Origin of the sequence: Actinacidiphila yeochonensis CN732, assembly GCF_000745345.1 — a bacterium.
Taxonomy (GTDB): domain Bacteria; phylum Actinomycetota; class Actinomycetes; order Streptomycetales; family Streptomycetaceae; genus Actinacidiphila; species Actinacidiphila yeochonensis.
Map to the genome: position 1 here is coordinate 2859600 of NZ_JQNR01000005.1, position 23383 is coordinate 2882982.

Sequence of the window (23383 nt, forward strand, 5' to 3'; positions counted from 1 at the left end):
TCAGTTCCCCTTCTGCTTGCCGCGCCAGTCGGAGCCCCACTGGGGCTGGGCGGACTGCCCGCCCGGCTGCTGTCCGTAAGGCTGCTGTCCGTAGGGCTGTCCGAGCTGCTGCCGCCCGTCGGGCCCGCCGGGCGGAGCCCCCTCGTGGGGTGGGACGGGCGGGACCCACTCGCCCTGGGCGGCCGCCGGGCCGCCCGCGTGGTACTCCACCGACTCGGCCGTCAGCCGCATGAACGCCTCCTCCAACGACGCCCGCTGCGGGCTGAGTTCGTGCAGCACCACCTGGTGCCCGGCGGCCAGCTCGCCGATCGCGGCGGAGTCGGCGTCCGGCAGCTCCAGGGCGCCGTCGGAGGTCTGCACCACCTGGTGGCCGGCCTCCGACAGCAGGTCCTTGAGCTGCTCCGGCTGCGGGGTGCGCACCCGCACGAACGACTTGGAGTTCCGCTCGATGAACTCCGACATCGAGGTGTCGGCCATCAGCCGCCCGCGCCCGATGACGATGAGGTGGTCGGCCGTCAGCGCCATCTCGCTCATCAGGTGGCTGGAGACGAACACCGTACGGCCCTGCGCCGCCAGACCCTTCATCAGGTTGCGGATCCAGTGGATGCCCTCCGGGTCCAGTCCGTTGACCGGCTCGTCGAACATCAGGATCTCCGGATCGCCCAGGAGCGCCGCGGCGATACCCAGCCGCTGTCCCATGCCCAGCGAGAAGCCCTTGGACCGCTTCTTCGCCACCGCCGTCAGGCCGACGGTCTCCAGCACCTCGTCCACCCTGCGGCGCGGGACGCGGTTCGACTGGGCCAGGCACAGCAGGTGGTTGTACGCGGTGCGGCCGCCGTGGATCGCCTTGGCGTCCAGCAGCGCGCCGATGTACTTCAACGGCTCGCTGAGCTGCGCGTAGTGCTTGCCGTCGATCCGTACGTCCCCGCTGGTGGGGGTGTCGAGGCCGAGCATCATGCGCATCGTCGTGGACTTACCCGCGCCGTTCGGGCCGAGGAAGCCCGTCACCACGCCGGGGCGCACGGTGAAGGTGAGGTGGTCGACAGCGGTCTTGTCCCCGTACCGCTTGGTGAGCCCCTGCAACTCAATCATGCAGCGAGGCTACAAGAGACAGCACAACCCCCGTCCAAGGAGGGACGGGGGTTGTGGACAACGTCGTGGCGGACGCCCGTGCCGCCGGGCTTCGGCGCGGGTCCGGGGCGGTCGAGCCGACCGGACGGGGACCCGCGCCGCCGCCGTCAGCGGGACTGCTGGGCCGGAACGCCGCGCGAGACGGGCTCGTCGTCGGCCGGGGAGGTGGCCGCCGCGACCGCCGCGCCGGTGAGGGTGGCCAGCATCTCGCGCACGTTGGTCAGCTGCGCGTTGATGCTGTCGCGGCGGTTGGTGAGCGCCGCCAGCTCGCGCTCGGACTCGCTGCGGATCCGGTCGGCCTTGGCGTTCGCGTCCGCGACGATGTCCTCGGACTGGCGCTGCGCCGTCTCCACGGTCTGGCGCGCACGACGCTCGGCGTCCGTGCGGAGCTTCTCCGCCTCCAGGCGCAGCTGCTCGGCGCGGTGCTCGATCTCCGCCAGGCGCTTCTCCGCCTTCGCCTGACGCGACGCCAGGTCGCGCTCGGACTGCTCACGGCGCTTGGCGAGGTTCGTCTCGAAGTCCGCGGCGGCCTGGGCGGCCTTGGCGCGGGTCTCCTCGAAGAGCGCGTCGGCCTCCTCGCGCTTGGCGGAGGCGTCCTTCTGCGCGTCGGTCCGCAGCTGGCTGGCGTCGCCCTTCGCCTTCTCGACGATCCGGCCGCCCTCTTCCTCGGCCTTGGCCTTCCGGTCGGAGGCGTAGCTCTCGGCGTCGCTGCGCACCTGGGCGGCGGCCGACTCGGCCAGCTCGCGGTGCTGCTCGGCGGCCCGACGGGCCTCCTCGCGCAGGTCCTTCGCCTCCTCCTCCGCGAGGCGGAGGATCTTCTCGACACGGGCACCGAGGCCCGCATAGGACGGCTCCGAGTCGCTGACCTGGGCCTGGGCGTTCTGCGTCTCCAGGTGCAGCTCCTCGATCCGCTTCTCCAGCGCGGTGATGCGGCTCAGCGCGCTGTCACGGTCGGCGACGAGCTTGGTGATGCGGTCGTCCACCTGTCCGCGGTCGTATCCGCGACGCACTAGCTCAAAGCCGAAAGGGGAGGAAGTGTCGCTCATGGGGTTCCTGTCGATGATTCAGACCGGTGAGGTGATAGGGGGAATCCTAGGGGGCTTGGCGGCGTGTCACCGAGCCATTCTGTATTCGGTATGCAAGATGTGCGCTCAATCGAGTGGTGCGTCGTCGGCGCGCTTACCGCCGTTGCGACTGGCCGGTACACCCGCGCCCGCCGCGACCGCGCTCTTGTTCGTCCCCCCGCTCGGAGCGTCGAACGACTCCAGCGCCTCCAGCACGTCCTGGACGCGTGAGATCTCGGCGTTGATGTCCTCTCTGCGGCGCACGAGGGTCTCCAACTCACGGCGGCCCTCGCCCACGACGCGCTCCGCCTCCGCGCGCGCCTCCCCCTTGACCCGCTCGGCCTCGCGCTCCGCCGCGGCCTTCTTCTGCTCGGCCTCCTTCAGCAGGCCCTCGACCTTCTTGACCGCCGCGATCCGTACCTTGCTCGCCTCCGACGTCGCCGTCGACTTGATCTCCGCCGCCTTCGCCTCGGCCTCGGCCAACTGCTCGGTGGCGGCGGCCACCAGCTTGTCCACCCGCTCGCCGACCGACTTCATCGCCTCGGCGGCCTCCTTGCGGGCCCGCTCGTGGAGCTCCTCCACCTCGCTCTCGACGCGGCGGCGCAGCTCCTCGGTGCGGGAGCGGATCGCGGTGGCGTCCGAACGCGCCTCCACCAGCAGCCGGTCGGCGTCCGCACGGGCCCGCTCGACCAGCCCGTTGCCCTCCCCGGTGGCCTCCGTGACGATCCGCTCGGCCTCGCCGCGGGCGGCGCCGACCATCGCGTCGGCCTGCTCCTCCGCGTCGGCCTGCGTCCGGACCGCCTCCGCCTGCGCCTTGCCGACGAGTTCGTCGGCCTGCTCGGCCGCCTCGCTGCGCCGCTTGTTGGCGGCCTCGCGCGCCTCGTCCAGCAGCCGCTGCGACGCGGCGCGGGACTGCTCGGCGTCCTGCTCCGCGCCCTCCTTGGCCTCCTGGGCCAACCGGCCCAGCCGCTGGGCCTCTTCGCGGGCCCGGTTGATCAACTGGTCGGCCTGCGCGGCCGCGTCGGTCCGCAGCCGGTTGGCGGTCTCGCGGGCCTCCGCGCGCAGCCGCTCGGACTCCTCGATCGCCTCGCTGACGGTACGGTCGGCCATCGCACGGGCCGCGTCCGCCTCCTCCGACGCCACCCGGCGCACCCGCGAGGCGTCCTCACCCGCGCGCTCCCGCTCGGAGTTGGCGTCCGCGTGCAGCCGGTCGGCCTCGCCCTGCGCCTCGGTCCGCAACCGCTCCGCGGCGTGCTCGGCGGCCGAACGCAGGCCCCTGATCTCCTCCTCGGCCTCCTGGCGCAGCCCCGCCACCGAGTCCCGCACCTGCTGGGCGGTGGCCTCCGCGGCGCCGACCAGCTCGACCGAGCGCTGCTCGGCCTCGGCGACCAGCCGCTCCGCCTCCGCGCCGGCGTCCTCCACCCGCTTGCGGGCGCCGGCCAGCAACTCCTCGCTCTCCCGGCGGGCCTGGCCGCGCTCCTGCTCGGCCTCGGTCCGGGCGTGGCCCAGCACCTCCTCGGCCTCCCGGCGGCGGCGGACCGCCTCCTCCTGGGCCGCGCCCAGCGCCTCGGCGGCCTCCAGCCCGATCCGCTCGGCCGCCGCGGCGGCCTCCGCGCGCAGCCGGTCCGCGGTCTCCTGCGCCTCGGAACGGAGCCGCTCGGCGTCCGCCGCCGCCTCCGCCCGCAGCCGGACCGCGACGCTCTCGCCCTCGGCGCGGCTCTGCGCCGCGTCCGAGGCCGCCTCGTCGCGCAGCCGCACCGCCTCCGCCTCGGCCTGCTCCCGCAGGACCCGCGCCCGCTCGGCCGCATCGGCCCGGACCCGCTCGGCCTCCTCGGCGGCCTCGACGCGCACCCGGTCGGCCTCCTCGCCCGCCGCGCGCAGCGCCTCCTCGGCCGCGCCCACCCGGGTCTCGGCCTCCTCGCGCAGCCGCGACAGGTCGCCCTCGGCCTCCTCGCGCATCCGGACGGTCAGCGCCTGCGCCTCGGCGCGCGCCTCCGCCGCGGTCTGCTCGGCCGCCTCCTGCGCCGCCTCCTGCTGCCGGGCCGCCTCCGCGCGCAGCTCGTCGGCCTCCGCGCGGGCCTGCCGCAGCGCCTCCTCGGCCTTGCCGTTCAGCGACGAAGCCCGCTCCACGGACTCCGTCCGCATCCGCTCGGCCTCGCCGGCCGCGGCCTGCCGCGCCTCGTCGCTGTCGGCCTTCGCCTTGGCCAGCAGCTCCTCCGCCTTGCGGGCGGCCTCCTCGATCTGCTGGACGGCCTCGCGCCGCGCCTCACCCCGAATCCGCTCGCCCTCGGCGACCGCCTCGGCCCGCAGCTGCTCGGCCTCGCCGCGCAGCCGCCGCGCCTCCTCCTGGAGTTCGACGGTGCGGGCCCGGTACTCCTCGGTGTCGTCCTGGGCGGCGCCGCGCAGCTCCTGCGCCGACGCCTCCGCCTCGGCCCGCAGCCGCTCCGCCTCCGCGTCCGCCTCCCGGCGGATGCGGTCGGCCTCCTCGGCCGCGGCCCTGGTCGCGGAACCGGCGTCCTCCGACGCCTTGGTGAGGATCTCCTCGGCCGACCGCGCGGCCTGCGCCAGCTGGGCCGCCGAGTCCTCGGTGGCCTTGGCGCGGGCGGCCTCCTGCGTCTCGGTCCGGATGCGCTCCGCCTCGGCGCGCGCGTCGGCGAGGACCTGCTCGGCCTCCGCCTTGGCGGCCTCGGCGTCCTTGGTGGCCTCACCGACCATGCGCGCGATCTCGGCGCGGGCGGTACTCGTGCGCTGCTCGTTCTGCGTCTCCGTCGCCGCCAGCCGCTTCGTGGCGGCCGCCTCGGCCTCCTCGCGCAGCCGGTCGGCCTCGGCGCGGGCCTGCCGCAGCGCCTCCTCGGCCTCCCGGGCGCGCTCCTCGGCCAGCCGGGTCAGCTCGGCGACCCGGCCCCGGGCCTCCTCGGACTCGGAACGGGTGGTGCTGCGCAGCTGCTCGGCCTCGCCGACGGCCTCCGCGGCCTGCGCGGACGCCGCGGTCAGCAGCCGCTCGGCGTCGGTCCTGGCCCGCCCCAGCAACTGCTCGGCCTCGGCGCGGGCCGACTCCGCCTCGGCGGCCAGCCGCTGGCCGGTCTGCTCGGCGACCCGCCCGGCCTCCGCCCGGGCCGAGGCCAGCGCGGCCTCGGTCTCCGTGCGGGTGTCGTCCATCAGCCGGCGCGCCTGCGCCTCGGTGCGGGCGCGCAGCTGCTCGGCCCAGGCGACGTTCTCGTTGACGTGGGTCTCGACGGTGGCGCGCCGCTCGGCGAGCTCCTCGTCCAGCGCGCGGCGCCGGGCGATGGCCTCGGCGTGCCACTCCGCCTCGAACCGCGCCTGGTGCTCGGCCTGCTCCTGGAGCAGCCGCTGGGTCTGCGCCCGGGCCTCGCGCAACTCCCGCTCGGCGTCGGCGCGCAGCTGGTCCGCCTGGATCTGGGCGTTGCGCAGCAGCTGGTCGGCCTGGTGGCCGAGGTTGTCGTAGGCGGGGCGGTTGGCCAGACTGCGGCGCGCCTCGTGCAGCTTGGCGCGCAGCACCTCGACCTGGTAGCCGAGGTCGTCGGCGTGGTCGACGGCCTTGGCGCGCTCGGTGCGCAGCCGTTCCATCTCGGCGTCGAGCCGAGAGAGCTGGTCGTCAGCCTGGTAGCTGTCGTTGCCCCGCACTCCGCGGTCCCATCGGTCTCCTGGCGTCCTCACCCGCCAACCGGGTGAGATTCTCCCGTTCTTCACTCCAGTCCGGCGTCGAACACCCGGCCTGCACGAAGAATGGTGTCAGATCAACGTCGCGGAGCGGAGCGCACCCAGGAGCGGTCTCCCGGCCGCCCACCCCGGTCGCCCGGCCACTCTACCGGGGAGGAGGGGTTCGGGTCAGGGGCCGCCGGTCCCCGCTCGGGCCCGTCCCCGCGGGAGCGCGGGTGCGCCCACCCGGCGGGCCGCAGGTCAGTGAGCGTCCTCGGCGGGGTCCAGCCCCGCGGAGGTGACCAGCTCGGTCAGCACGCCGTGGCAGTCCTTCGGGTGCAGGAAGGTGATCCGCGAACCCATGGTGCCGTGCCGCGGCTCGTCGTAGAGGACCCGTACGCCCTTGTCGCGGATCGCGGCGGCGTCCCCGTCCACGTCGCCGGTGCCGAAGGCGATGTGGTGCACGCCCTCGCCGTTCTTCGCCAGCCACTTGCCGACCGCCGAGTCCTCCCGGGTGGGCTCCAGCAGCTGGAGGTAGGTGGCGCCGCCGTCGGAGGTCTCGTTGACCAGCAGCATCGCCTCCCGGACGCCCTGCTCGTCGTTCACCTCGGTGTGGAACACCTCGAAGCCGTATGTGGCACGGTAGAACTCGACTGTGGCGTCCAGGTCGAAGCAGGCGATTCCGATGTGGTCGATACGGGTCAGCATGGCTACCAGTTGACCCCAGCGGTCCATGGTCACGCAAGGTGCCCGCCGTCACACTGTCCGCCGGGTGACCGTGGGAGCTACCCGTCAGTACATTGACGACAACCCTCGTTGACGGTCTGGGGTGCGAGGGCGCCGCGAGCCCGCTCCCCGTCGCAGTCCAGGTCGTAACTCCCTCCTGTTCGAAGGGACCGCACCATGACCAGCCAGAGCAGCCAGAGCAGCTCGACCAGCTTGTCCGGCCGGAGCGCCGGGGAAGCCCGGACCACCTCCGTGATCGTCGCCGGCGCCCGCACCCCGATGGGGCGGCTGCTGGGCGGTCTGCGCTCCTTCTCCGGCGCCGACCTCGGCGCCGTGGCGATCCGGGGCGCCCTGGAACGGGCCGGGATCACCGGCGAGCAGGTGCAGTACGTGATCATGGGCCAGGTGCTCCAGGCCGGCGCCGGCCAGATCCCCGCCCGGCAGGCCGCGGTCAGGGCCGGCATCCCGATGACCGTGCCGGCGCTCACCGTCAACAAGGTGTGCCTCTCCGGCCTCGACGCCGTCGCGCTGGCCGACCAGCTCATCCGCGCCGGCGAGTTCGACATCGTGGTGGCCGGCGGCCAGGAGTCCATGACCAACGCCCCGCACCTGCTGCCCAAGGCGCGCGAGGGCTTCAAGTACGGCGCCGTCGAACTGCTCGACTCCATGGCCCACGACGGCCTCACCGACGCCTACGACGGCATCGCCATGGGCGCCTCCACCGAGCACCACAACACCCGGCTGGGCATCGGGCGCGCGCCCCAGGACGAGTTCGCGGCGCGCTCCCACCAGCGGGCCGCGGCCGCGCAGAAGAACGGTGTGTTCGAGGCCGAGATCACACCCGTCGAGATCCCGCAGCGCAAGGGCGACCCGGTCCTCCTCACCCAGGACGAGGGCATCCGCCCGGAGACCACCGTCGAGGGGCTGGCCCGGCTCCGTCCGGCCTTCCCCGACGCCTCCGGGGCCGGCACGATCACCGCCGGCACCTCCTCGCAGATCTCCGACGGCGCCGCCGCGGTGGTGGTGATGAGCCGCGCCAGGGCCGAGGAGCTGGGCCTGGAGTGGCTGGCCGAGATCGGCGCCCACGGCAACGTGGCCGGCCCCGACAACTCCCTCCAGTCCCAGCCGGCCAACGCGATCCGGCACGCCCTGGGCAAGGAGGGGCTGTCCGTCGCCGACCTGGACCTGGTCGAGATCAACGAGGCGTTCGCCGCGGTGGCCGTCCAGTCGGTGAAGGAGCTCGGCGTCGACCCGGAGAAGGTGAACGTCAACGGCGGTGCCATCGCGCTGGGCCACCCCATCGGCATGTCCGGGGCGCGGATCGTGCTCCACCTCGCGCTGGAGCTGCGCCGCAGGGGCGGCGGCACCGGGGCGGCGGCGCTGTGCGGCGGCGGCGGCCAGGGCGACGCGCTCATCGTGCGCGTCCCCGCGAGGTAGCGCCCGTCGGCACCACCGGGTCCGGCCGTCGGGGCCGGACCCGGCCCCGTAGGGTCGCCCTCAGCGGGCCCGAGGGCCCCTCGGCCGGCGCCCTGCCCGGTCGGCCGCCGTCGAGCCCGGTCGGCCGCCGTCGAGCCCGGTCGGCCGCCGTCGGGGAGGACCGGGAAGAGGCGCGAAGAGGGGCGCGGCACGGTGCGAAGAGGGCCGAAAAGGGTCGAAGGAGGAGAGCACGGGTGAGCGAAGCGCGAAGGGGCCGGAGCACCGACGTGCCCACCCTCGTCGAGCAGGCCCGGGAGGGCCGGCCGCGGGCGGTGGCGCGGCTGATCTCGCTGGTGGAGGACGCGTCCCCGCAACTGCGCGAGGTGATGGCGGCGCTGGCCCCGCTCACCGGCGGCGCCTACGTGGTCGGGCTGACAGGTTCACCCGGAGTGGGTAAGTCCACCTCCACCTCGGCCCTGGTGACCGCGTTCCGGCGGGCCGGCCGGCGGGTCGGGGTGCTGGCGGTGGACCCGTCGTCGCCGTTCTCCGGGGGAGCGCTCCTCGGCGACCGGGTGCGGATGTCGGAGCACAGCTCCGACCCGGGCGTGTACATCCGCTCGATGGCCACCCGGGGCCACCTCGGCGGCCTGGCCTGGGCCGCGCCGCAGGCGATCCGGGTGCTGGACGCGGCCGGCTGCGACGTCGTGCTGGTGGAGACCGTGGGCGTCGGCCAGTCCGAGGTGGAGATCGCCGCCCAGGCCGACACCTCGGTGGTGCTGCTCGCCCCCGGCATGGGCGACGGCATCCAGGCGGCCAAGGCCGGCATCCTGGAGATCGGCGACGTCTACGTCGTCAACAAGGCCGACCGGGACGGCGCGGACGCCACCGCCCGCGAGCTGAACCACATGCTCGGCCTCGGCGAGATCCGGGCTGCGGGTGACTGGCGGCCGCCCATCGTCAAGACGGTGGCCGCGCGCGGCGAGGGCGTCGAGGAGCTGGTGGACGCCCTGGAGAAGCACCGGGCGTGGATGGCGGAGCGCGGCGTCCTCGCCGAGCGCCGGCTGTCCCGCGCGGCCAACGAGATCGAGACCATCGCCGTCACCGCGCTGCGCGAGCGCATCGGCGGCCTGCGCGGCGACCAGCACCTGGCCGTCCTGGCCGCCAAGGTCACCGAAGGCACCCTCGACCCCTACACCGCGGCCGACGACCTCGTCTCCGGCCTCACGTCCTGATCCGCACCACGGTCCGCGGGCGGGCCGTCCGCTCGGCGCACCAGCCGGGCGACGTCCGGCTCCACCGGGAACGGCACCCGCGTCCGCAGCCGCTCCCGGTGCACGCCGGCGGGCACGTACGCGCCAGTGGCGGCGTCGAGTTCGTCGGTGTGGACGGCGACAGCCCGTGCTCGTCCTCCACCCGCCACAGGTTCCGGATGCCCGCCTCGGCGTAGAGGACGGGCTTGTAGCGGCGGTCGCGGTCCTGCGACTCGGCGGACACGACCTCGACCACGGGGGCCGTCTCGGCGGCGAGGAAACCGGGTGCGGCCCGGCTCCCCGGGCACCGAGGCCGCGACGATGTCGGGCCCGGACCGGCTGCGGCGGTTGAGCTCGACCGTCATCCGGGCTTCGACGGTCCATCCGTCGGGCGCGACGGCCTCCAGCGCGGCGGGTGAGCCGGCGGATCACCCGGTCGTGCCAGCTTCGCCGCGGCGACATCGTGAAGATCAGGGCCCCGTCGAGCAGTTCGATGTGGCGGGGGCGTCCGGCGGCAACTGTCGGGTCGTCCGCCTCCCATCCGGAGTCACGGCGGCGGGTACATCCGGGACGGCAGTGCCGTGCTCATGGCGGCGCTCCCTCCGGCACAGACCGCGGGACCGGCCCTCCGGGGCCGTCGTATCGGCGCCGCCCGCCCGCTGACCGCCGCGCGACGGGCCCGGCCGCGGGGGCCCGGCCGGCCGCCGCGCCGTCAGTCCGCGGCGAGGTGGCGTTCGACCGTGTCGACCTTCGAGGTCAGGCCGTCGGTGACGGAGGGGCGCAGGTCGGCCTTGAGGACGAGGGAGACGCGCGGGGCGCGGGCCTCCACAGCGGCGACCGCGCGCTTGACGACGTCCATCACCTCGTCCCACTCGCCCTCGACGGAGGTGAACATCGCGTCGGTGCGGTTGGGCAGCCCGGAGGCGCGGACCACGCGCACGGCGTCGGCCACGTACTCGCCGACCTCCTCGCCGACGCCGAGCGGGGTGACGGAGAAGGCGACGATCACGCGGACACCGCCTCGGCGTCGGCGGAGGCGGCGGCGCGCGCGGCCTCGACCGCCGCCACCGACTCGCGGCTCAGCATCCGCTCGGCCCAGAACCCGCCGGTCGGCACCACGGACAGCACCAGGTACAGCGCGGAGCGGCCCAGCGGCCAGCGGGCGCGGTTCCAGGCGTCGGCCCAGAAGAGCACGTAGATGATGAAGAGCACGCCGTGCACCATCCCGAGCACCGGGACGGCGTTGAAGTCGGTGGTGTACTTCAGCACCGTGCAGACGATGAGGGCGAGCCACGAGGCCGCCTCCGGTACGGAGACAAGCCGGAGACGGCGCAGGGCGGCGGCGGTCTTCAGGTCCACGGGGGTACCTCACTGTCGGGTCACTGACGGGCGCTGCCGGGCCCGGGTCAGGGAACGGGCCCGGCGCTCGGACGCTTGTGAAGGCACTCACAAGCGCCGTCCCCATTATCACCGCTCCGCGCGGGTGCCCTGCCAGGGGGTCCGGCAACCGCCCCCGGGGGCGGTAGCGTCCCTTCCACGTACCGGCCGCCGCCGTCCGGTACCCTCCGTCACCGGCTGCGCCCCGGCGGCCCGGACGACCCGGTGAAGGGGCCCGGCGAACCGGACCCCGGCGTACCGGACCCGACGAAGAACCGACGAGCGATCCAACGGGGGACCGAGCACCTATGAGCATCGACTGGGACCGCAGGCACTGCGCCCGCAAGGGCCACGTCACCTACGCGCCCGACGAGCCGCGGCTGAACGCCCGGCTGCGGGCCGGCACCGCGGCGGGCACCGCGTGGCGCTGCCTGCGCTGCGGCGACTTCGTCCTCGGCGAGCCGCACGGCAGCGGCCCCGCCGACCAGGCACCCCTGGTGCCGCGCGGGCGGGCGCTGCGCGACCTGTTCGTCCTGCGCTTCCTCGCCGTCGAACGGGTGCTGCGCGGTGTGCTGGTGATCCTCGCCGCCTGGGCGGTGTGGAAGTTCTCCAACTCCCAGGACGCCGTGCGCCGGCTCTTCGAGGACGACCTGACCGTCTTCCGGCCGGTCGCCGACCACTTCGGGTACGACCTGGACCACTCGCCGGTCGTCGACACGATCCAGAAGGCGTTCGACTACAAGCGCTCCACCCTCCATTACGTGGCCGCGGGCCTGATCGGCTACGCGCTGATCGAGACGGTGGAGGGGGTCGGCCTCTGGTTCGGCAAGCGCTGGGCCGAGTACCTGGCGGTCGTCGCCACCGCCGCGTTCCTGCCCGTCGAGGTCTACGAACTGACCGAGAAGACGAGCTGGTTCAAGATCGGCACGCTGGCGCTGAACGTGGTCGCCGTCCTCTACATCCTCGTCGGCAAGCGGCTGTTCGGCATCCGCGGCGGCCACGCGGCGTTCGAGGCGGTACGCCGGGGCGAGTCGTTGATCGAGGTCGAGCAGGCCGCGGGCGAGCAGGCCGAGACCGAGCCGGCTGAGACCGAGCCGGCCGCGGGTGAGGCCGGGGCACCGCCGGCGGAGCCGCTGCCGGTGCGCGGCGGGTCGGCGGCCGGCCCGGTCTGAGCCCGGAGGGCCGTCCCCGATGCCCCGGTTCCGCGTCCGCGGCCGCCGGGTGGCACCCGGTGTGACCGTACGGCTACCCGCGCGATCATCAACGGTTCAACCGCCGTTAGGATTGAGGCATGGAGACCGAGACCGCGGACCGTACGACCGGCTGGCTCACGGAGGCCGAGCAGCGGGCCTGGCGCATCCACCTCGACGTCAGCCGGCTGCTGATGTACCAGCTGGAGCGCGACCTCCAGCCGTTCGGCCTGACCAACAACGACTACGAGATCCTGGTCAACCTCTCCGAGGCCGAGGACCACCGGATGCGGATGAGCGACCTCGCCAAGTCCACGCTCCAGTCCAAGAGCCGGCTGTCGCACCAGATCACCCGGATGGAGAGCGCCGGCCTGGTGCGCCGGGAGAACTGCGAGTCGGACCGGCGCGGCCTGTACGCCGTCCTGACCGAGCAGGGCTGGGAGACCATGCGCGAGGTCGCGCCGCGGCATGTGGCGTCCGTGCGGGACCACTTCATCGACCTGCTGCCGCCGGAGGCGCTGGACTCGTACCACGCCGCGCTGTCCCCGGTCGCCACGCACCTGCGCGCGACCCGCGGCCACTGACCGGCGCGCGGTCGGCGATGCCGCGGCGGCCCAATCCTCGGGACGCGTCGGCCCACCATGTGACCGGCGGGTAGGCTCGGGCCGTGCCGAAGCCCCTGAGCCTGCCCTTCGACCCCATCGTCCGCGCCGACGAACTGTGGACGCGGCACTGGGGGGGCGTGCCCTCCATGGCCGCTATCACCTCGATCATGCGTGCCCAGCAGATCCTGCTCTCCCAGGTCGACGCCGTCGTCAAGCCGTACGGTCTGACCTTCGCCCGCTACGAGGCGCTGGTGCTGCTCACCTTCTCGAAGGCGGGCGAGCTGCCGATGTCCACGATCGGCGAGCGGCTGATGGTCCACCCCACCTCGGTCACCAACACCGTCGACCGGCTGGTCGCGGCCGGCCTCGTCGACAAGCGGCCCAACCCGAACGACGGGCGCGGCACGCTGGCCGGCATCACGGCGCGGGGGCGGGAGATCGTCGAGAAGGCGACCCGCGACCTGATGGCGATGGACTTCGGCCTGGGCGTGTACGACGCGGACGAGTGCCAGGAGATCTTCGCCCTGCTGAGGCCGCTGCGGATAGCGGCCGGCGACTTCGAGGAGTGACCCCTGGGGCCCTGGTGGGGCCCTGTACCGCGCCCCGCATCGGTCCTTCGGGTGCTCCCCGGGGCGTTGACCTGCGAACGGTCCTGATAAGGGCCGCGGCGTCGGCCCCCGTGCAAAGGGGCGAAACGGGGCGGTTAGGCTCGGTGCATGAAATCCAGCGTGCTGACCCGCTACCGGGTGATGGCCTACGTGACGGCCGTGCTGCTGATCCTCCTCGTGATCGCGATGATCGCCGACTACGGGTTCCACGTCCACGGCGGCGGCGCCGCCGTCGGCGTCACGGGCTTCCTCCACGGCTGGCTGTACGTCGTCTACCTGGTCTTCGCCTTCGACCTGAGCGTCAAGGCGAAGTGGCCGCTGGGGAAGATGGTGCTGGTGCTGCTGGCCGGGACGATCCCCACCGCCGCGATCTTCATCGAGCGCCGGGTCACCCGCGAGCTCGCCTCCCGGGTCATCCGCAAGGAGGACGCGGTGGGCGAGAGCGACGAGCAGCGCGAGTCCGTCGAGGCGTAGCGCCGCGCCCGGCCCGGTCGCCGGCCGCGGCGGGGCGGGCTCCTCGTGCGGACCGCCACCGGCCCCAGGCCCGCGGGCCCGGGCTCGTAGCGGGCCCTGGCTGGGCCGAACGGGTACACACCGGACACGATCTCCGAGAAGTGTCCGGTTTGCCGTCGACATTTAGTTGGACGTCCTAGTAAATTCGAGGGTATGGACGCCCACGAGATCGAGTCGGGCCGCGCCCGGTGGCAGGCGCGCTTCGACTCCGCACGCAAGCGCGACGCCGACTTCACCACGCTCTCGGGTGACCCGGTGGAGCCGGTCTACGGCCCGCCCCCCGGCGCCGAGGTGCCCGGGTTCGAGCGGATCGGCTGGCCGGGGGAGTACCCGTTCACCCGCGGCCTGCATCCCACCGGCTACCGCGGCCGGACATGGACGATCCGCCAGTTCGCCGGGTTCGGCAACGCGGAGCAGACCAACCGCCGCTACAAGATGATCCTGGAGGCGGGCGGCGGCGGCCTGTCCGTGGCCTTCGACATGCCGACGCTGATGGGCCGCGACTCCGACGACCCGCGCTCGCTGGGCGAGGTCGGCCACTGCGGGGTCGCCGTGGACTCGGCCGCCGACCTGGAGGTGCTCTTCTCCGGCATCCCCCTCGGCGAGGTCACCACCTCGATGACGGTCTCCGGCCCGGCCGTCCCCGTCTTCTGCATGTACCTGGTGGCGGCCGAGCGGCAGGGCGTCGATCCGGCGGTGCTCAACGGCACGCTCCAGACCGACATCTTCAAGGAGTACATCGCCCAGAAGGAGTGGCTGTTCGCGCCGGCCCCGCACCTGCGCCTCATCGGCGACCTCATGGAGCACTGCGCCGCAGCGGTCCCCGCGTACAAGCCGCTGTCCGTCTCCGGCTACCACATCCGCGAGGCCGGGGCCACGGCCGCCCAGGAGCTCGCCTACACCCTCGCCGACGGCTTCGGGTACGTGGAGCTGGGCCTGTCCCGCGGGCTCGACGTGGACACCTTCGCGCCGGGTCTGTCCTTCTTCTTCGACGCCCACCTGGACTTCTTCGAGGAGATCGCCAAGTTCCGCGCGGCCCGCCGGATCTGGGCCCGCTGGATGCGGGACGTCTACGGCGCCTCCTCGGAGAAGGCCCAGTGGCTGCGCTTCCACACCCAGACGGCCGGCGTCTCGCTCACCGCCCAGCAGCCGTACAACAACGTCGTGCGCACCGCCGTGGAGGCCCTGTCCGCGGTGCTCGGCGGCACCAACTCGCTGCACACCAACGCCCTGGACGAGACGCTGGCGCTGCCCAGCGAGCAGGCGGCCGAGATCGCGCTGCGCACCCAGCAGGTGCTGATGGAGGAGACCGGCGTGGCCAACGTGGCCGACCCGCTCGGCGGCTCCTGGTACGTCGAGGCGCTCACCGACCGGATCGAGGCGGAGGCCGAGCGGATCTTCGACCGGATCAGGGAGCTGGGGGAGCGGTCGGTGCCCACGGGGGAGCACCCCGTCGGGCCGATGACCTCGGGCATCCTGCGCGGCATCGAGGACGGCTGGTTCACCGGCGAGATCGCCGAGTCCGCCTTCCGCTACCAGCAGGCGCTGGAGAAGGGCGCGAAGAGGGTCGTCGGCGTGAACGCCCACACCGGCTCGGTCACCGGCGACCTGGAGATCCTGCGGGTCGGCCACGAGGTGGAGCGCGAGCAGATCCACGTGCTGGCCGGGCGCCGGGCGGCCCGGGACGGCGCGGCGGTGCGCAAGGCGCTGGACGGCATGCTGGCCGCCGCCCGGAGCGGGCAGAACATGATCCCCCCCATGCTGGACGCGGTGCGGGCCGAGGCCACGCTCGGCGAGATCTGCGGGGTGCTGCGGGAGGAGTGGGGCTCCTACGCGGAGCCGGCCCGCTTCTGACCCGGACAGGCGGAGCCGGCCTGTTCCTGATGCGGGTACCTGCCCGCCCGGCGGGGGCGGGAAGGCGCCGTCCCGGCCTCCGGGGCGGCGCCGACGGCGGGCGCGGGCTGGGCCAAGGGCGGCTGGCGGCCGTCCGGGCGGGAGCGCGTACGCGGGCGCGATCCCCGCGCAGATCCGCGCCGAAGTCTGCCCCGAAGCGCCCCGGAATCACCAACACCCCTCTCTTTGCGGCGAGTTGATCACACCGGATGCGTCGCGCGGCACCATACGTACGCGCCGCGCACCCACTGGTGAGGCCCTGTGCGATCCCGCGAGAAAGGAACCCGGTGTCCCTCGAAGCGACCGTCGGAGACGACGGGATGATCTACATCCGTGAGACCCGGCAGCCCGAGGTGGTCGCGGTGACCACCCCCCGGAAGTGGGAGGCGTTCGTCCTGGGCGTCCAGGCCGGGGAGTTCGATCACCTCGTGGCGGGGGTGGGGGCGGGAGTGGGAGCCGAGGCCGAGGTGGGCTGACGGCCGGGCGGCCGTCAGCGGCGGCCGGCGGAGCCCAGCCCGTGGACCAGCAGCCGGGCCAGCCGGGCCGCCCACGCCGGGTCGACCGGCTCGGAGCTCACCGTCATCCGGTGCACCACCGCGCCGGCCACCACGTCGAAGACGAGGTCGTCCCTGGCCGGGTCCGGGGCGCCCTCGTCCGGCGCCATCTCGCCGCGCCGCTGGGCGCGCTCCCGCCCCAGCCGCACCAGGTGCTTCTGCCGCTCGACGAGCGATTCGCGGATGCGGGTCCGCAGCGCCTCGTCCTGCCCGGCCTCGGCGACCACGGCCATCAGCGCCGTCCGGGTCTCCGGCCGGTCCAGCAGGGCGGCGAAGCGCAGCACGGCGCCCTCGATGTCGGCCTCCAGGCTGCCGCGGTCGGGCAGCTCCAACTGCTCGTCGAAGAGCGCCGCCAGGGCGTCGACGGCGAGTTCGTTCTTGCCCGCCCAGCGCCGGTAGAGGGTCGTCTTCGCCACCCCCGCGCGGGCCGCCACGTCGCCGAGGGCCAGCCCGCTCCAGCCCAGCTCCGCCAGCGCCTCGCGGGCCGCCGCGAGGATCGCCCGGTCGGCCCGGGCGCTCCGGGGGCGCCCGGTGCGCTTGTGGGAGCGGTCCTGGGGTGACGGATCGGGTGGCGAGCCGCGTGCCGGATCGCGGGCCGGACCACGTGCCCGTTCGGGGGGCCGGTGGTGGGACGGGGCCGCTGCGTCGGGGGTGTCGGGGGCGTCGGATGCGCCGGACACGGCCGCGGGAGGTGGCGAGGGGTCGGCGGGGCGCACAGCACGGACCCTACCCTTGGTTGTACTGGTCGGTAGCTAATCGGCGAGGGTGACCGGCGTCACACCTGGGGGGCCCGCCGGGGTCGGCCGGAGACAGTTACGCTACGAGCCGTAGCGAAAGGGCGGCCGCAGTCGTTCCCCAGCGACAACCACGGTACGGACGGGGACTTCCGTACACCTGGAAAGCATGTCGAAGTACGTCGGAGTACGGCGGAGCACGTCGTAGCACGGCAAGAGCACACCCCAGGAACGCAGTCGACGGCGGAGTCCGCCGCTCAGCACGCCAGGGCCCGCCGGCCACCCCGCCGCGCGCCTCCGGGCGGCGGGTCGGCGCGCGTACCCGCGACACCTGTCCGCCTCGGACGCCGGTGCGACGGCCCACGCCACGGGCCGCGGTCCGCCGGCCGCGGCGCGGCCCGGAGAGCCCGGCCTGACCGGCCCGGACGCCGGGCTGAGGCGGTCCGGGCACGGGGTGTGTGCACGGGCGGGTCCGCGAGGAGGGAGGATTGGCCTCATGCAGCCACGGAACATGTCCATGAGCGGTGTGGTCGACCTCGCCGCGGTGAAGGCGGCCAGTGAGGCCAAGGCCAAGGCCGAGCAGGCCCGTGCCCAGCGGCAGGAGGGCGGCCCGGCGGCGGCCGAGACCTCCCCCGTCGTCTTCGAGGTGACCGAGGCGGACTTCGAGAGCGCCGTCCTCCAGCGGTCGGCCGAGGTCCCGGTCGTGATCAGCTTCTGGGCCGACCGGGCCGAGCAGTCCAAGCAGCTGAACACGGTCCTTGAGCGGCTGGCCGGCGAGTACCGCGGGCGGTTCGTCCTGGGTACCGCCGAGGTCTACGCCAACCAGCTGCTCTTCCAGCAGTTCGGCGTGCAGGGGGTGCCCGCGGTCTTCGCGGTGCTGGCCGGGCAGGCCATGCCGCTCTTCCAGGGTGCCGCCCCCGAGGACCAGATCACCGAGGTGCTGGACCAGCTGATCGCCGTCGCCGAGCAGCGCTTCGGCATCGTCGGCGCCGAGGTGGAGGCCGGCGAGGCCCCCGCCGAGGAGGCGCCGCCGCGCCCGCTCACCCCGCAGGAGCTGGCCCTGGGGGCCGCGCACGACGCGCTGGACGCGGGTGACCTGGCCGGCGCGGTCCAGGCGTACCGCGACGTGCTGGCCGACGAACCGGCCAACACCGAGGCCAAACTCGGCCTCGCGCAGGCCGAACTCCTCCAGCGGGTGGAGGGCGCCGACCCGCAGGCGGTGCGCGCGGCGGCGGCCGGGGACCCCGGCGACGTGGCCGCCCAGCTGGCCGCGGCCGACCTCGACCTGGTCGGCGGCCATGTGGAGGACGCCTTCTCCCGGCTGGTCGACGCGGTGCGGCGCACGGCGGGCGAGGACCGCGACCGGGTCCGGCTGCGGCTGCTGGAGCTCTTCGAGGTCGTCGGCCCGGAGGACCCGCGCGTGGCCGGCGCTCGCGCCGCCCTGGCCCGAGTCCTCTTCTGACACCCGAGTTCCGGCAGTCGAGTTCCCGCACCCGCGTCTGCTGACGGCGTTCTGCTGACGGCGTTCTGACGACCGGGTTCCGACACTCGCGTTCCGGCGTTCGCGTTCCGGCGTCCGTGTCTCCGGCGCCCGCGTTCCGACCCCGAGTCCGACGCGTCGCGCGGCGGCCGCCCGGGCCTCGTGCCCGGGCCGGCCGCCGGCGGTCCGCCCCCGGCGTGCGATCCGGGGGCACGCACCGGCGTGACGGTTCCGCAAGCGGGATTTATCAAACCGTGACAATCCGAGGGTGCTGTTACTTCCGGTAAGAACGATGTCCGGCGGTGTCGCCTTTCCGGTGCTTTCGCCGGATTTTCCCCCCGGAATTCCGGTCACTCGGAGTGATGTCACTCCCCGTGGCGGCCGCCTGTGCGACCGATTCCCGTTACTCACTGGTAATGAACCCCCTTGTGCGCGGGCCCGGAATGCACCACGATCGGCCAAGCCCGGTCCGCAACCGCAGTCCGGCAGCCAGTCGGCGCGGAGGTTGCGGGTCCCCGCCGGGTGGGGCGGGCGGTGATCGCCGCCGCCCCGGGACAGGGGGGTCTCCGCGCGGAGCCGGACGGAGCCGGACGGAGCCTGTCCCGCAGGCCGCGTGAGAGCGTGGCCCGTGGTTGTCGCTCGGGGGTGATCGCCGACGTTCCGGACGCCGCCGTCCGCACCTCTTCCCGGAGGCCCTCCCGCAGGGAGGGACGGCCCGCCGGCCACCGGCGCTCTCCTTCCCGAGGACGTAGCACTTCTCCCATCCCAGGCCAGGACGAACACGACCGGGCCGGAGATGTACGTCCGAGAAGGAGGAAGTATGGAGTCCCTCGTCAGAGGCGGTACCAGATGGCGGCGGTTCGCCCTCGTCATGGTGCCGAGTGTCGCGGCAACGGCCGCGATAGGCGTGGCGCTGGCGCAGGGTGCGCTCGCCGCGTCGTTCAGCGTGTCCGGCCAGGAGTTCAAGGTCCACGCCGACCAGTTGAACGGCAGTGGGTTCGTGCAGTACGGCACCGTCGACGTGCAGCACGACGGGACCGGGGTGCCGGTCGCGGTGTCCGCGTTCAAGTCGGCCACCATCACCGGCCTGTGCCAGTCGGTCGTGGTCCCGACGCCGATCGGCAAGGTGACGCTGCGTCTGACCGCCGGCAACAACGGCAAGAAGGTCCAGGCCACCAACCTCTACATCGACCTGACCCAGCTCGATGCAGACGCCACTTTCAAGGACATCAACATCGGTGTCGCGGCGGGTGACACGAACCCGGGCTACGCGGTCCCCGAGGCGTCGGTCGGCAAGGACGAGAAGTACGGCGGCGCGTCGTCCTTCGCCCAGGAGGCCAGGGCCGCGGTGCTGACCGACGTGGACCAGACCGCCTGGGCGACGAGCGCGGGCACCTTCAAGCTGTCGGGCCTCAGCATGAGCGTCAAGAAGGGCTCCGGCGCCAAAGTCGAGTGCTACTAGGCGCGTTCCGCGCCTGAAGGTGGCGCACGGGCGAGCCGCGCGAACGCGGCTCGCCCCGCCGCCGAACCACCCCACCGCACCACCAGTACCAGGGAGCTGTCTGCGATGAGTGCCGAGTCGATCGGACTCCAGGCCCGACTCCGCTACGGGCGCCTGCTGTTCCGGCGCTGGCGGTGGACCCGGCCGTTCTGGGCGGGCCTGCTCACCCTCCTGTCCGGCCTGCCCATCGCGTACTTCCCCTACGCGAACCTGACGTTCGGTCAGTTGACCGTGCGGATGTCGACCACCACCGGTTCCGCCTCGCTGATCATCGGCGTGCTGCTCTTCGTCCTCGGCCTGACCATGTGGTTCCAGTCCGCCGTACGGGTCTTCGCCGGCGTCGCGTCGATCATGCTGGCCCTGGTGTCGCTCCCGGTGTCCAACTTCGGCGGATTCCTGGCGGGCTTCGTCCTCGGCCTGCTCGGCGGCGCGATGGCCGTCTCCTGGGCACCGGGCAGACCCGCGGACGAGCCGGGCGAGAAGGCCGAGCTGCCCGAAGGCGAGCCCGGACCGCGAGACGAGGACGGGGAACCGCCGGTGTCCGGCGACCTCTTCCTGCCCGCGCAGGGGGGAGGCGGCCTCGAACGCGTCGGGGAACCGGTGTCCGCTGGCCGGTCCGCCGAGGAAGAGACGACCAAGGAGAACGGGAGGCACCGTGCTGGGTGACGAGGCTCAGCCGGCCGCGGGCGACCCTGCCCGGAGGCGCGCGTCCTCCGGACCGCGCCACGCGGCTCCCCGCAAGTCACTGCTGACGAAGCTGCACGTCCCCGCGGGCAAGGCCGTGGCGCTGGCCGCCATGCCCACCGCGGTCCTGATGGGCATGGGGATCACGCCGCACCTCGCGCAGGCCGACGAGCCCGGCAGCCCGTTCGCCCCCGGTCCGTGCGTGACGCGGTCCGACTCCCCGGCGCCGTCCGCCAGCCCGAGCGCGAGCGTCGGCGGCACGGCCGAGGACAAGGGCGGCGACGACGCCAAGGGCGCCGGCGCGTCCGGCACGTCGAAGGGCGGAGCCGGGGAGGCGGCCAAGGGGGCGCGGGAGCGCGGGAAGAGCACCGGCACGGGCGGGAGCGCGGCTGGGGGAGGCGGTTCGACGGGCACCCCGTCGCCGTCCGCGACGAGTGGCCCGGCGACGTCCCCGACACCGTCCACCTCGCCGAGCCCGAGCCCGAGCCGGAGCCCGAGGAAGCAGGTCGACCCGCTGGACCCGCTGGGCCTGGGCGACCTGCTGGGCGGGCTGCTCGGCGTCAACGGCAAGGCCGCGGGCGGTTCGTCCGCGCCCGCCACGTCCGCCCCGGCGCCGACCGCGCCGAAGGCCGGTACCGCCTCCGCCGTGAAGTCCTTCGCCACGCCCTCCGCCCCGAAGTCCGCCGCCGCGGGCTCCGGTTCGGGGAGTGGCGGTACCGGCTCCGGCTCCGGAACGGTGGAGCGCACCGCCAAAGGGGCTGAGAAGGCCGTCAAGGACCTCGCGGACCCCAGCCCGACCGGAACGCCGTCGCCCTCCGCCTCGGCTTCTCCCGGCGCCTCCAAGGGCGCCGACGGGTCCAAGGGCGGCCAGCAGGCGTATCCGTGCCCCGAGTACGACGCCAAGGCGCTCGCCGACGCCGACGTCGAGCAGGGCATCCCGCTGCTGCCCGACCAGCCGTGGACCCTCAAGTCGAGCATCCTCACCCTGCACGGGCTCAGCTACGAGGGCGTCGTGAAGGTGAGGACGGCCGGCGGCGCGGTCAAGGACGTGCTCAAGTTCACCGCCAGCGGTGTCGACATCGGCGACCTGGACCAGCTCGTGGCCGGCCCGGACAACACCCGCACCGAGGTCAGGGCGGCCGCCCACTCCACCTCGACCATCCGCAACGGCACCGTGACGATGTACACCGAGTCGCTCAGCGGGAACCTGCTGGGCGTGGTCCCCGTCACCTTCACCCCGAAGGCGCCGCCGCCGCTGACCCTGCCGGAGCTGTTCTTCACCGACGTGACCGTCGTGCAGGCGGCCCAGTTCGGCGGCGACCTCCACGTCCCCGGCATGCGGGTGCTCCCCGGCCAGACCTGATCCCGCCCCGGCCCCCGGTCCCGGACCCGCTCCACCGGTCCCGGTCCCGGTCCCGGTCCCGTGCCCTGCTCCCTGCCTGCCCGCCGCCGGGACGCCGAACGGCCGCGCGCCCTCTGCGAGGACGCGCGGCCGTTCGGCGCGCACACGGGGCCACCCCCGCCGGCGGGGGACCGTCAGCTCTTGGTCTCGTCGCCCAGGTGGTGGACCCGCACCAGGTTGGTGGTGCCGGCGACTCCGGGCGGGGAGCCGGCGGTGATGATCACGGTGTCGCCGGGGGCGTACTCGGAGAGCTTGAGCATCTCCCGGTCCACCAGCTCCACCATCGCGTCGGTGGTGTCCACGTGCTCGACCACGAACGTCTCCACGCCCCAGGTCAGCGCGAGCTGGTTGCGGGTGGACGGGTCGGTGGTGAAGGCCACCACGGGCTCGGGCACGCGGTAGCGGACCAGACGGCGGGCGGTGTCACCGGACTTGGTGAACGCCACCAGCGTCTTGGCGTCCAGGAAGTCGGCCAGCTCGGCCGCGGCGCGGGCCACGGCACCGCCCTGGGTGCGCGGCTTCTTGCCCGGCGCCAGGGGCTGCAGGCCCCGGCCCAGCAGCTCCTGCTCGGCCGCCTCGACGATGCGCGCCATCGTCTTGACCGTCTCGACCGGGTACTTGCCGACGGAGGACTCCGCGGAGAGCATGACCGCGTCCGCGCCGTCCAGGATGGCGTTGGCCACGTCGGAGGCCTCGGCGCGGGTCGGGCGGGAGTTGGTGATCATCGACTCCATCATCTGGGTCGCCACGATCACCGGCTTGGCGTTGCGGCGGCAGAGCTCCACCAGCCGCTTCTGCACCATCGGGACCTTCTCCAGCGGGTACTCCACGGCGAGGTCGCCGCGGGCCACCATCACCGCGTCGAAGGCGAGGACGACGTCCTCCATGTTCGCGACCGCCTGCGGCTTCTCCACCTTGGCGATGACGGGGACCCGGCGGCCCTCCTCGTCCATCACCCGGTGCACGTCGCGCACGTCCTTGGCGTCCCGCACGAAGGAGAGCGCGACCATGTCGACGCCCATCCGCAGCGCGAAGCGCAGGTCCTCGATGTCCTTCTCGGACAGCGCGGGCACGTTGACGGCCGCGCCGGGCAGGTTGATGCCCTTGTGGTCGGAGACCACGCCGCCCTCGACGACCAGCGAGCGCACCCGCGGGCCGTCGACCTCGATCACCCGCAGCGCCACGTTGCCGTCGTTGATGAGGATCGGGTCGCCCTGCGAGACGTCGCCGGGCAGGCCCTTGTAGGTGGTGCCGCACTGGGTGCGGTCGCCCTCGACGTCCTCGGCGGTGATGACGAACTCGTCGCCCGCCACCAGCTCCACCGGGCCGTCGGCGAACTTGCCGAGGCGGATCTTGGGGCCCTGGAGGTCCGCGAGGATGCCGACCGCGCGGCCGGTCTCCTCCGCGACCTTGCGGACCCGCTGGTAGCGTCCCTCGTGCTCGGCGTGGCTGCCGTGGCTGAAGTTGAGGCGGGCCACGTTCATACCGGCCTCGACCAGCGTCTTCAGCTGGTCGTAGGAGTCGACGGCGGGACCCAGGGTGCAGACGATCTTGGCTCGGCGCATGGACATTATCCTATCGGTTTGTTCCACTCG

21 protein-coding genes are annotated in these 23383 nt (G+C 73.8%); 12 read left to right on the top strand and 9 right to left on the bottom strand.

The annotated features are described in order from the left end of the window. The 4 genes from BS72_RS23945 to mce all read right to left on the bottom strand — a co-directional run bounded on the left by BS72_RS23945 (window position 1) and on the right by mce (window position 6563). Window positions 1-1092 carry an ABC transporter ATP-binding protein gene (locus BS72_RS23945; protein WP_037913447.1) on the bottom strand — a complete coding sequence of 364 codons (1092 nt, stop codon included), beginning with the start codon at window positions 1090-1092 and terminating at the stop codon, window positions 1-3. 146 nt (window positions 1093-1238) lie between these two features. Continuing rightward, window positions 1239-2177 carry a coiled-coil domain-containing protein gene (locus BS72_RS23950; RefSeq protein ID WP_037913448.1) on the bottom strand — a complete coding sequence of 313 codons (939 nt, stop codon included), beginning with the start codon at window positions 2175-2177 and terminating at the stop codon, window positions 1239-1241. A 105-nt stretch (window positions 2178-2282) separates the two neighbouring features. Next, window positions 2283-5840 carry a polarized growth protein Scy gene (scy, locus tag BS72_RS23955; protein ID WP_037913450.1) on the bottom strand — a complete coding sequence of 1186 codons (3558 nt, stop codon included), beginning with the start codon at window positions 5838-5840 and terminating at the stop codon, window positions 2283-2285. A 276-nt stretch (window positions 5841-6116) separates the two neighbouring features. Continuing rightward, window positions 6117-6563 carry a methylmalonyl-CoA epimerase gene (gene mce, locus BS72_RS23960; RefSeq protein WP_037913451.1) on the bottom strand — a complete coding sequence of 149 codons (447 nt, stop codon included), beginning with the start codon at window positions 6561-6563 and terminating at the stop codon, window positions 6117-6119. 270 nt (window positions 6564-6833) lie between these two features. Here mce and BS72_RS23970 point away from each other — a divergent pair, with 270 nt between their 5' ends. Together BS72_RS23970 and meaB are read left to right on the top strand one after the other, a co-directional pair. Further along, window positions 6834-8018 (top strand): acetyl-CoA C-acetyltransferase, encoded by a 1185-nt coding sequence (locus BS72_RS23970; RefSeq protein WP_037913455.1) that lies wholly within the window; start codon window positions 6834-6836, stop codon window positions 8016-8018. A gap of 233 nt (window positions 8019-8251) precedes the next feature. Then, on the top strand, window positions 8252-9229 hold the full coding sequence (gene meaB / locus BS72_RS23975) for a methylmalonyl Co-A mutase-associated GTPase MeaB (RefSeq protein ID WP_037913457.1): 978 nt from the start codon (window positions 8252-8254) through the stop codon (window positions 9227-9229). On the opposite strand, the gene BS72_RS38700 is transcribed toward meaB, so the two are convergent. The 3 genes from BS72_RS38700 to BS72_RS23990 all read right to left on the bottom strand — a co-directional run bounded on the left by BS72_RS38700 (window position 9219) and on the right by BS72_RS23990 (window position 10606). Beyond that, window positions 9219-9503: a hypothetical protein gene (locus BS72_RS38700; RefSeq protein ID WP_051951589.1), complete on the bottom strand. Its 285-nt coding sequence runs from the start codon at window positions 9501-9503 to the stop codon at window positions 9219-9221. The genes meaB and BS72_RS38700 overlap by 11 nt on opposite strands. A gap of 456 nt (window positions 9504-9959) precedes the next feature. Beyond that, a complete protein-coding gene (locus tag BS72_RS23985; protein WP_037913458.1) occupies window positions 9960-10256 on the bottom strand; it encodes an MTH1187 family thiamine-binding protein in 297 nt (98 codons plus the stop codon). Continuing rightward, a complete protein-coding gene (locus BS72_RS23990; RefSeq protein ID WP_037913461.1) occupies window positions 10253-10606 on the bottom strand; it encodes a DUF3817 domain-containing protein in 354 nt (117 codons plus the stop codon). The genes BS72_RS23985 and BS72_RS23990 overlap by 4 nt, the downstream gene beginning before the upstream one ends. A 326-nt stretch (window positions 10607-10932) precedes the next feature. Here BS72_RS23990 and BS72_RS23995 point away from each other — a divergent pair, with 326 nt between their 5' ends. From BS72_RS23995 to BS72_RS24020, 6 genes are all read left to right on the top strand, one after another. Then, window positions 10933-11796, top strand: a complete 864-nt coding sequence (locus BS72_RS23995; protein ID WP_051951591.1) for a DUF2127 domain-containing protein — start codon at window positions 10933-10935, stop codon at window positions 11794-11796. Between the two features lie 119 nt (window positions 11797-11915). Beyond that, entirely contained in the window at window positions 11916-12398 is a 483-nt protein-coding gene (locus BS72_RS24000; protein WP_037913463.1) for a MarR family winged helix-turn-helix transcriptional regulator, read from the top strand. Between the two features lie 83 nt (window positions 12399-12481). After that, complete coding sequence (locus tag BS72_RS24005) at window positions 12482-12988, top strand: MarR family winged helix-turn-helix transcriptional regulator (protein ID WP_037913466.1); 507 nt, start codon at window positions 12482-12484, stop codon at window positions 12986-12988. A gap of 147 nt (window positions 12989-13135) precedes the next feature. Further along, window positions 13136-13501 carry a DUF3817 domain-containing protein gene (locus BS72_RS24010; protein ID WP_037913467.1) on the top strand — a complete coding sequence of 122 codons (366 nt, stop codon included), beginning with the start codon at window positions 13136-13138 and terminating at the stop codon, window positions 13499-13501. Window positions 13502-13693: 192 nt separating this feature from the next. Continuing rightward, the gene (locus BS72_RS24015) at window positions 13694-15394 is read left to right on the top strand and encodes an acyl-CoA mutase large subunit family protein (protein WP_037913470.1); all 1701 of its coding nucleotides are present in this window, start codon (window positions 13694-13696) and stop codon (window positions 15392-15394) included. Window positions 15395-15720: 326 nt separating this feature from the next. Beyond that, window positions 15721-15909 carry a DUF397 domain-containing protein gene (locus BS72_RS24020; protein WP_407639008.1) on the top strand — a complete coding sequence of 63 codons (189 nt, stop codon included), beginning with the start codon at window positions 15721-15723 and terminating at the stop codon, window positions 15907-15909. 14 nt (window positions 15910-15923) lie between these two features. On the opposite strand, the gene BS72_RS24025 is transcribed toward BS72_RS24020, so the two are convergent. Continuing rightward, window positions 15924-16667, bottom strand: a complete 744-nt coding sequence (locus BS72_RS24025) for a TetR/AcrR family transcriptional regulator (RefSeq protein WP_078901596.1) — start codon at window positions 16665-16667, stop codon at window positions 15924-15926. Window positions 16668-17217: 550 nt separating this feature from the next. Between BS72_RS24025 and BS72_RS24030 the strand changes: the two genes are divergently transcribed. The 4 genes from BS72_RS24030 to BS72_RS24045 all read left to right on the top strand — a co-directional run bounded on the left by BS72_RS24030 (window position 17218) and on the right by BS72_RS24045 (window position 21749). Then, a complete protein-coding gene (locus BS72_RS24030; protein ID WP_198545945.1) occupies window positions 17218-18183 on the top strand; it encodes a tetratricopeptide repeat protein in 966 nt (321 codons plus the stop codon). An 838-nt stretch (window positions 18184-19021) separates the two neighbouring features. Further along, on the top strand, window positions 19022-19663 hold the full coding sequence (locus BS72_RS24035) for a DUF6230 family protein (protein WP_037913475.1): 642 nt from the start codon (window positions 19022-19024) through the stop codon (window positions 19661-19663). Window positions 19664-19768: 105 nt separating this feature from the next. Then, on the top strand, window positions 19769-20368 hold the full coding sequence (locus tag BS72_RS24040; RefSeq protein ID WP_037913477.1) for a DUF6114 domain-containing protein: 600 nt from the start codon (window positions 19769-19771) through the stop codon (window positions 20366-20368). Beyond that, on the top strand, window positions 20358-21749 hold the full coding sequence (locus BS72_RS24045; protein WP_037913479.1) for a hypothetical protein: 1392 nt from the start codon (window positions 20358-20360) through the stop codon (window positions 21747-21749). The genes BS72_RS24040 and BS72_RS24045 overlap by 11 nt, the downstream gene beginning before the upstream one ends. A gap of 173 nt (window positions 21750-21922) precedes the next feature. On the opposite strand, the gene pyk is transcribed toward BS72_RS24045, so the two are convergent. Next, on the bottom strand, window positions 21923-23353 hold the full coding sequence (gene pyk, locus BS72_RS24050; RefSeq protein ID WP_037917406.1) for a pyruvate kinase: 1431 nt from the start codon (window positions 23351-23353) through the stop codon (window positions 21923-21925). Window positions 23354-23383: the final 30 nt, after the last annotated feature.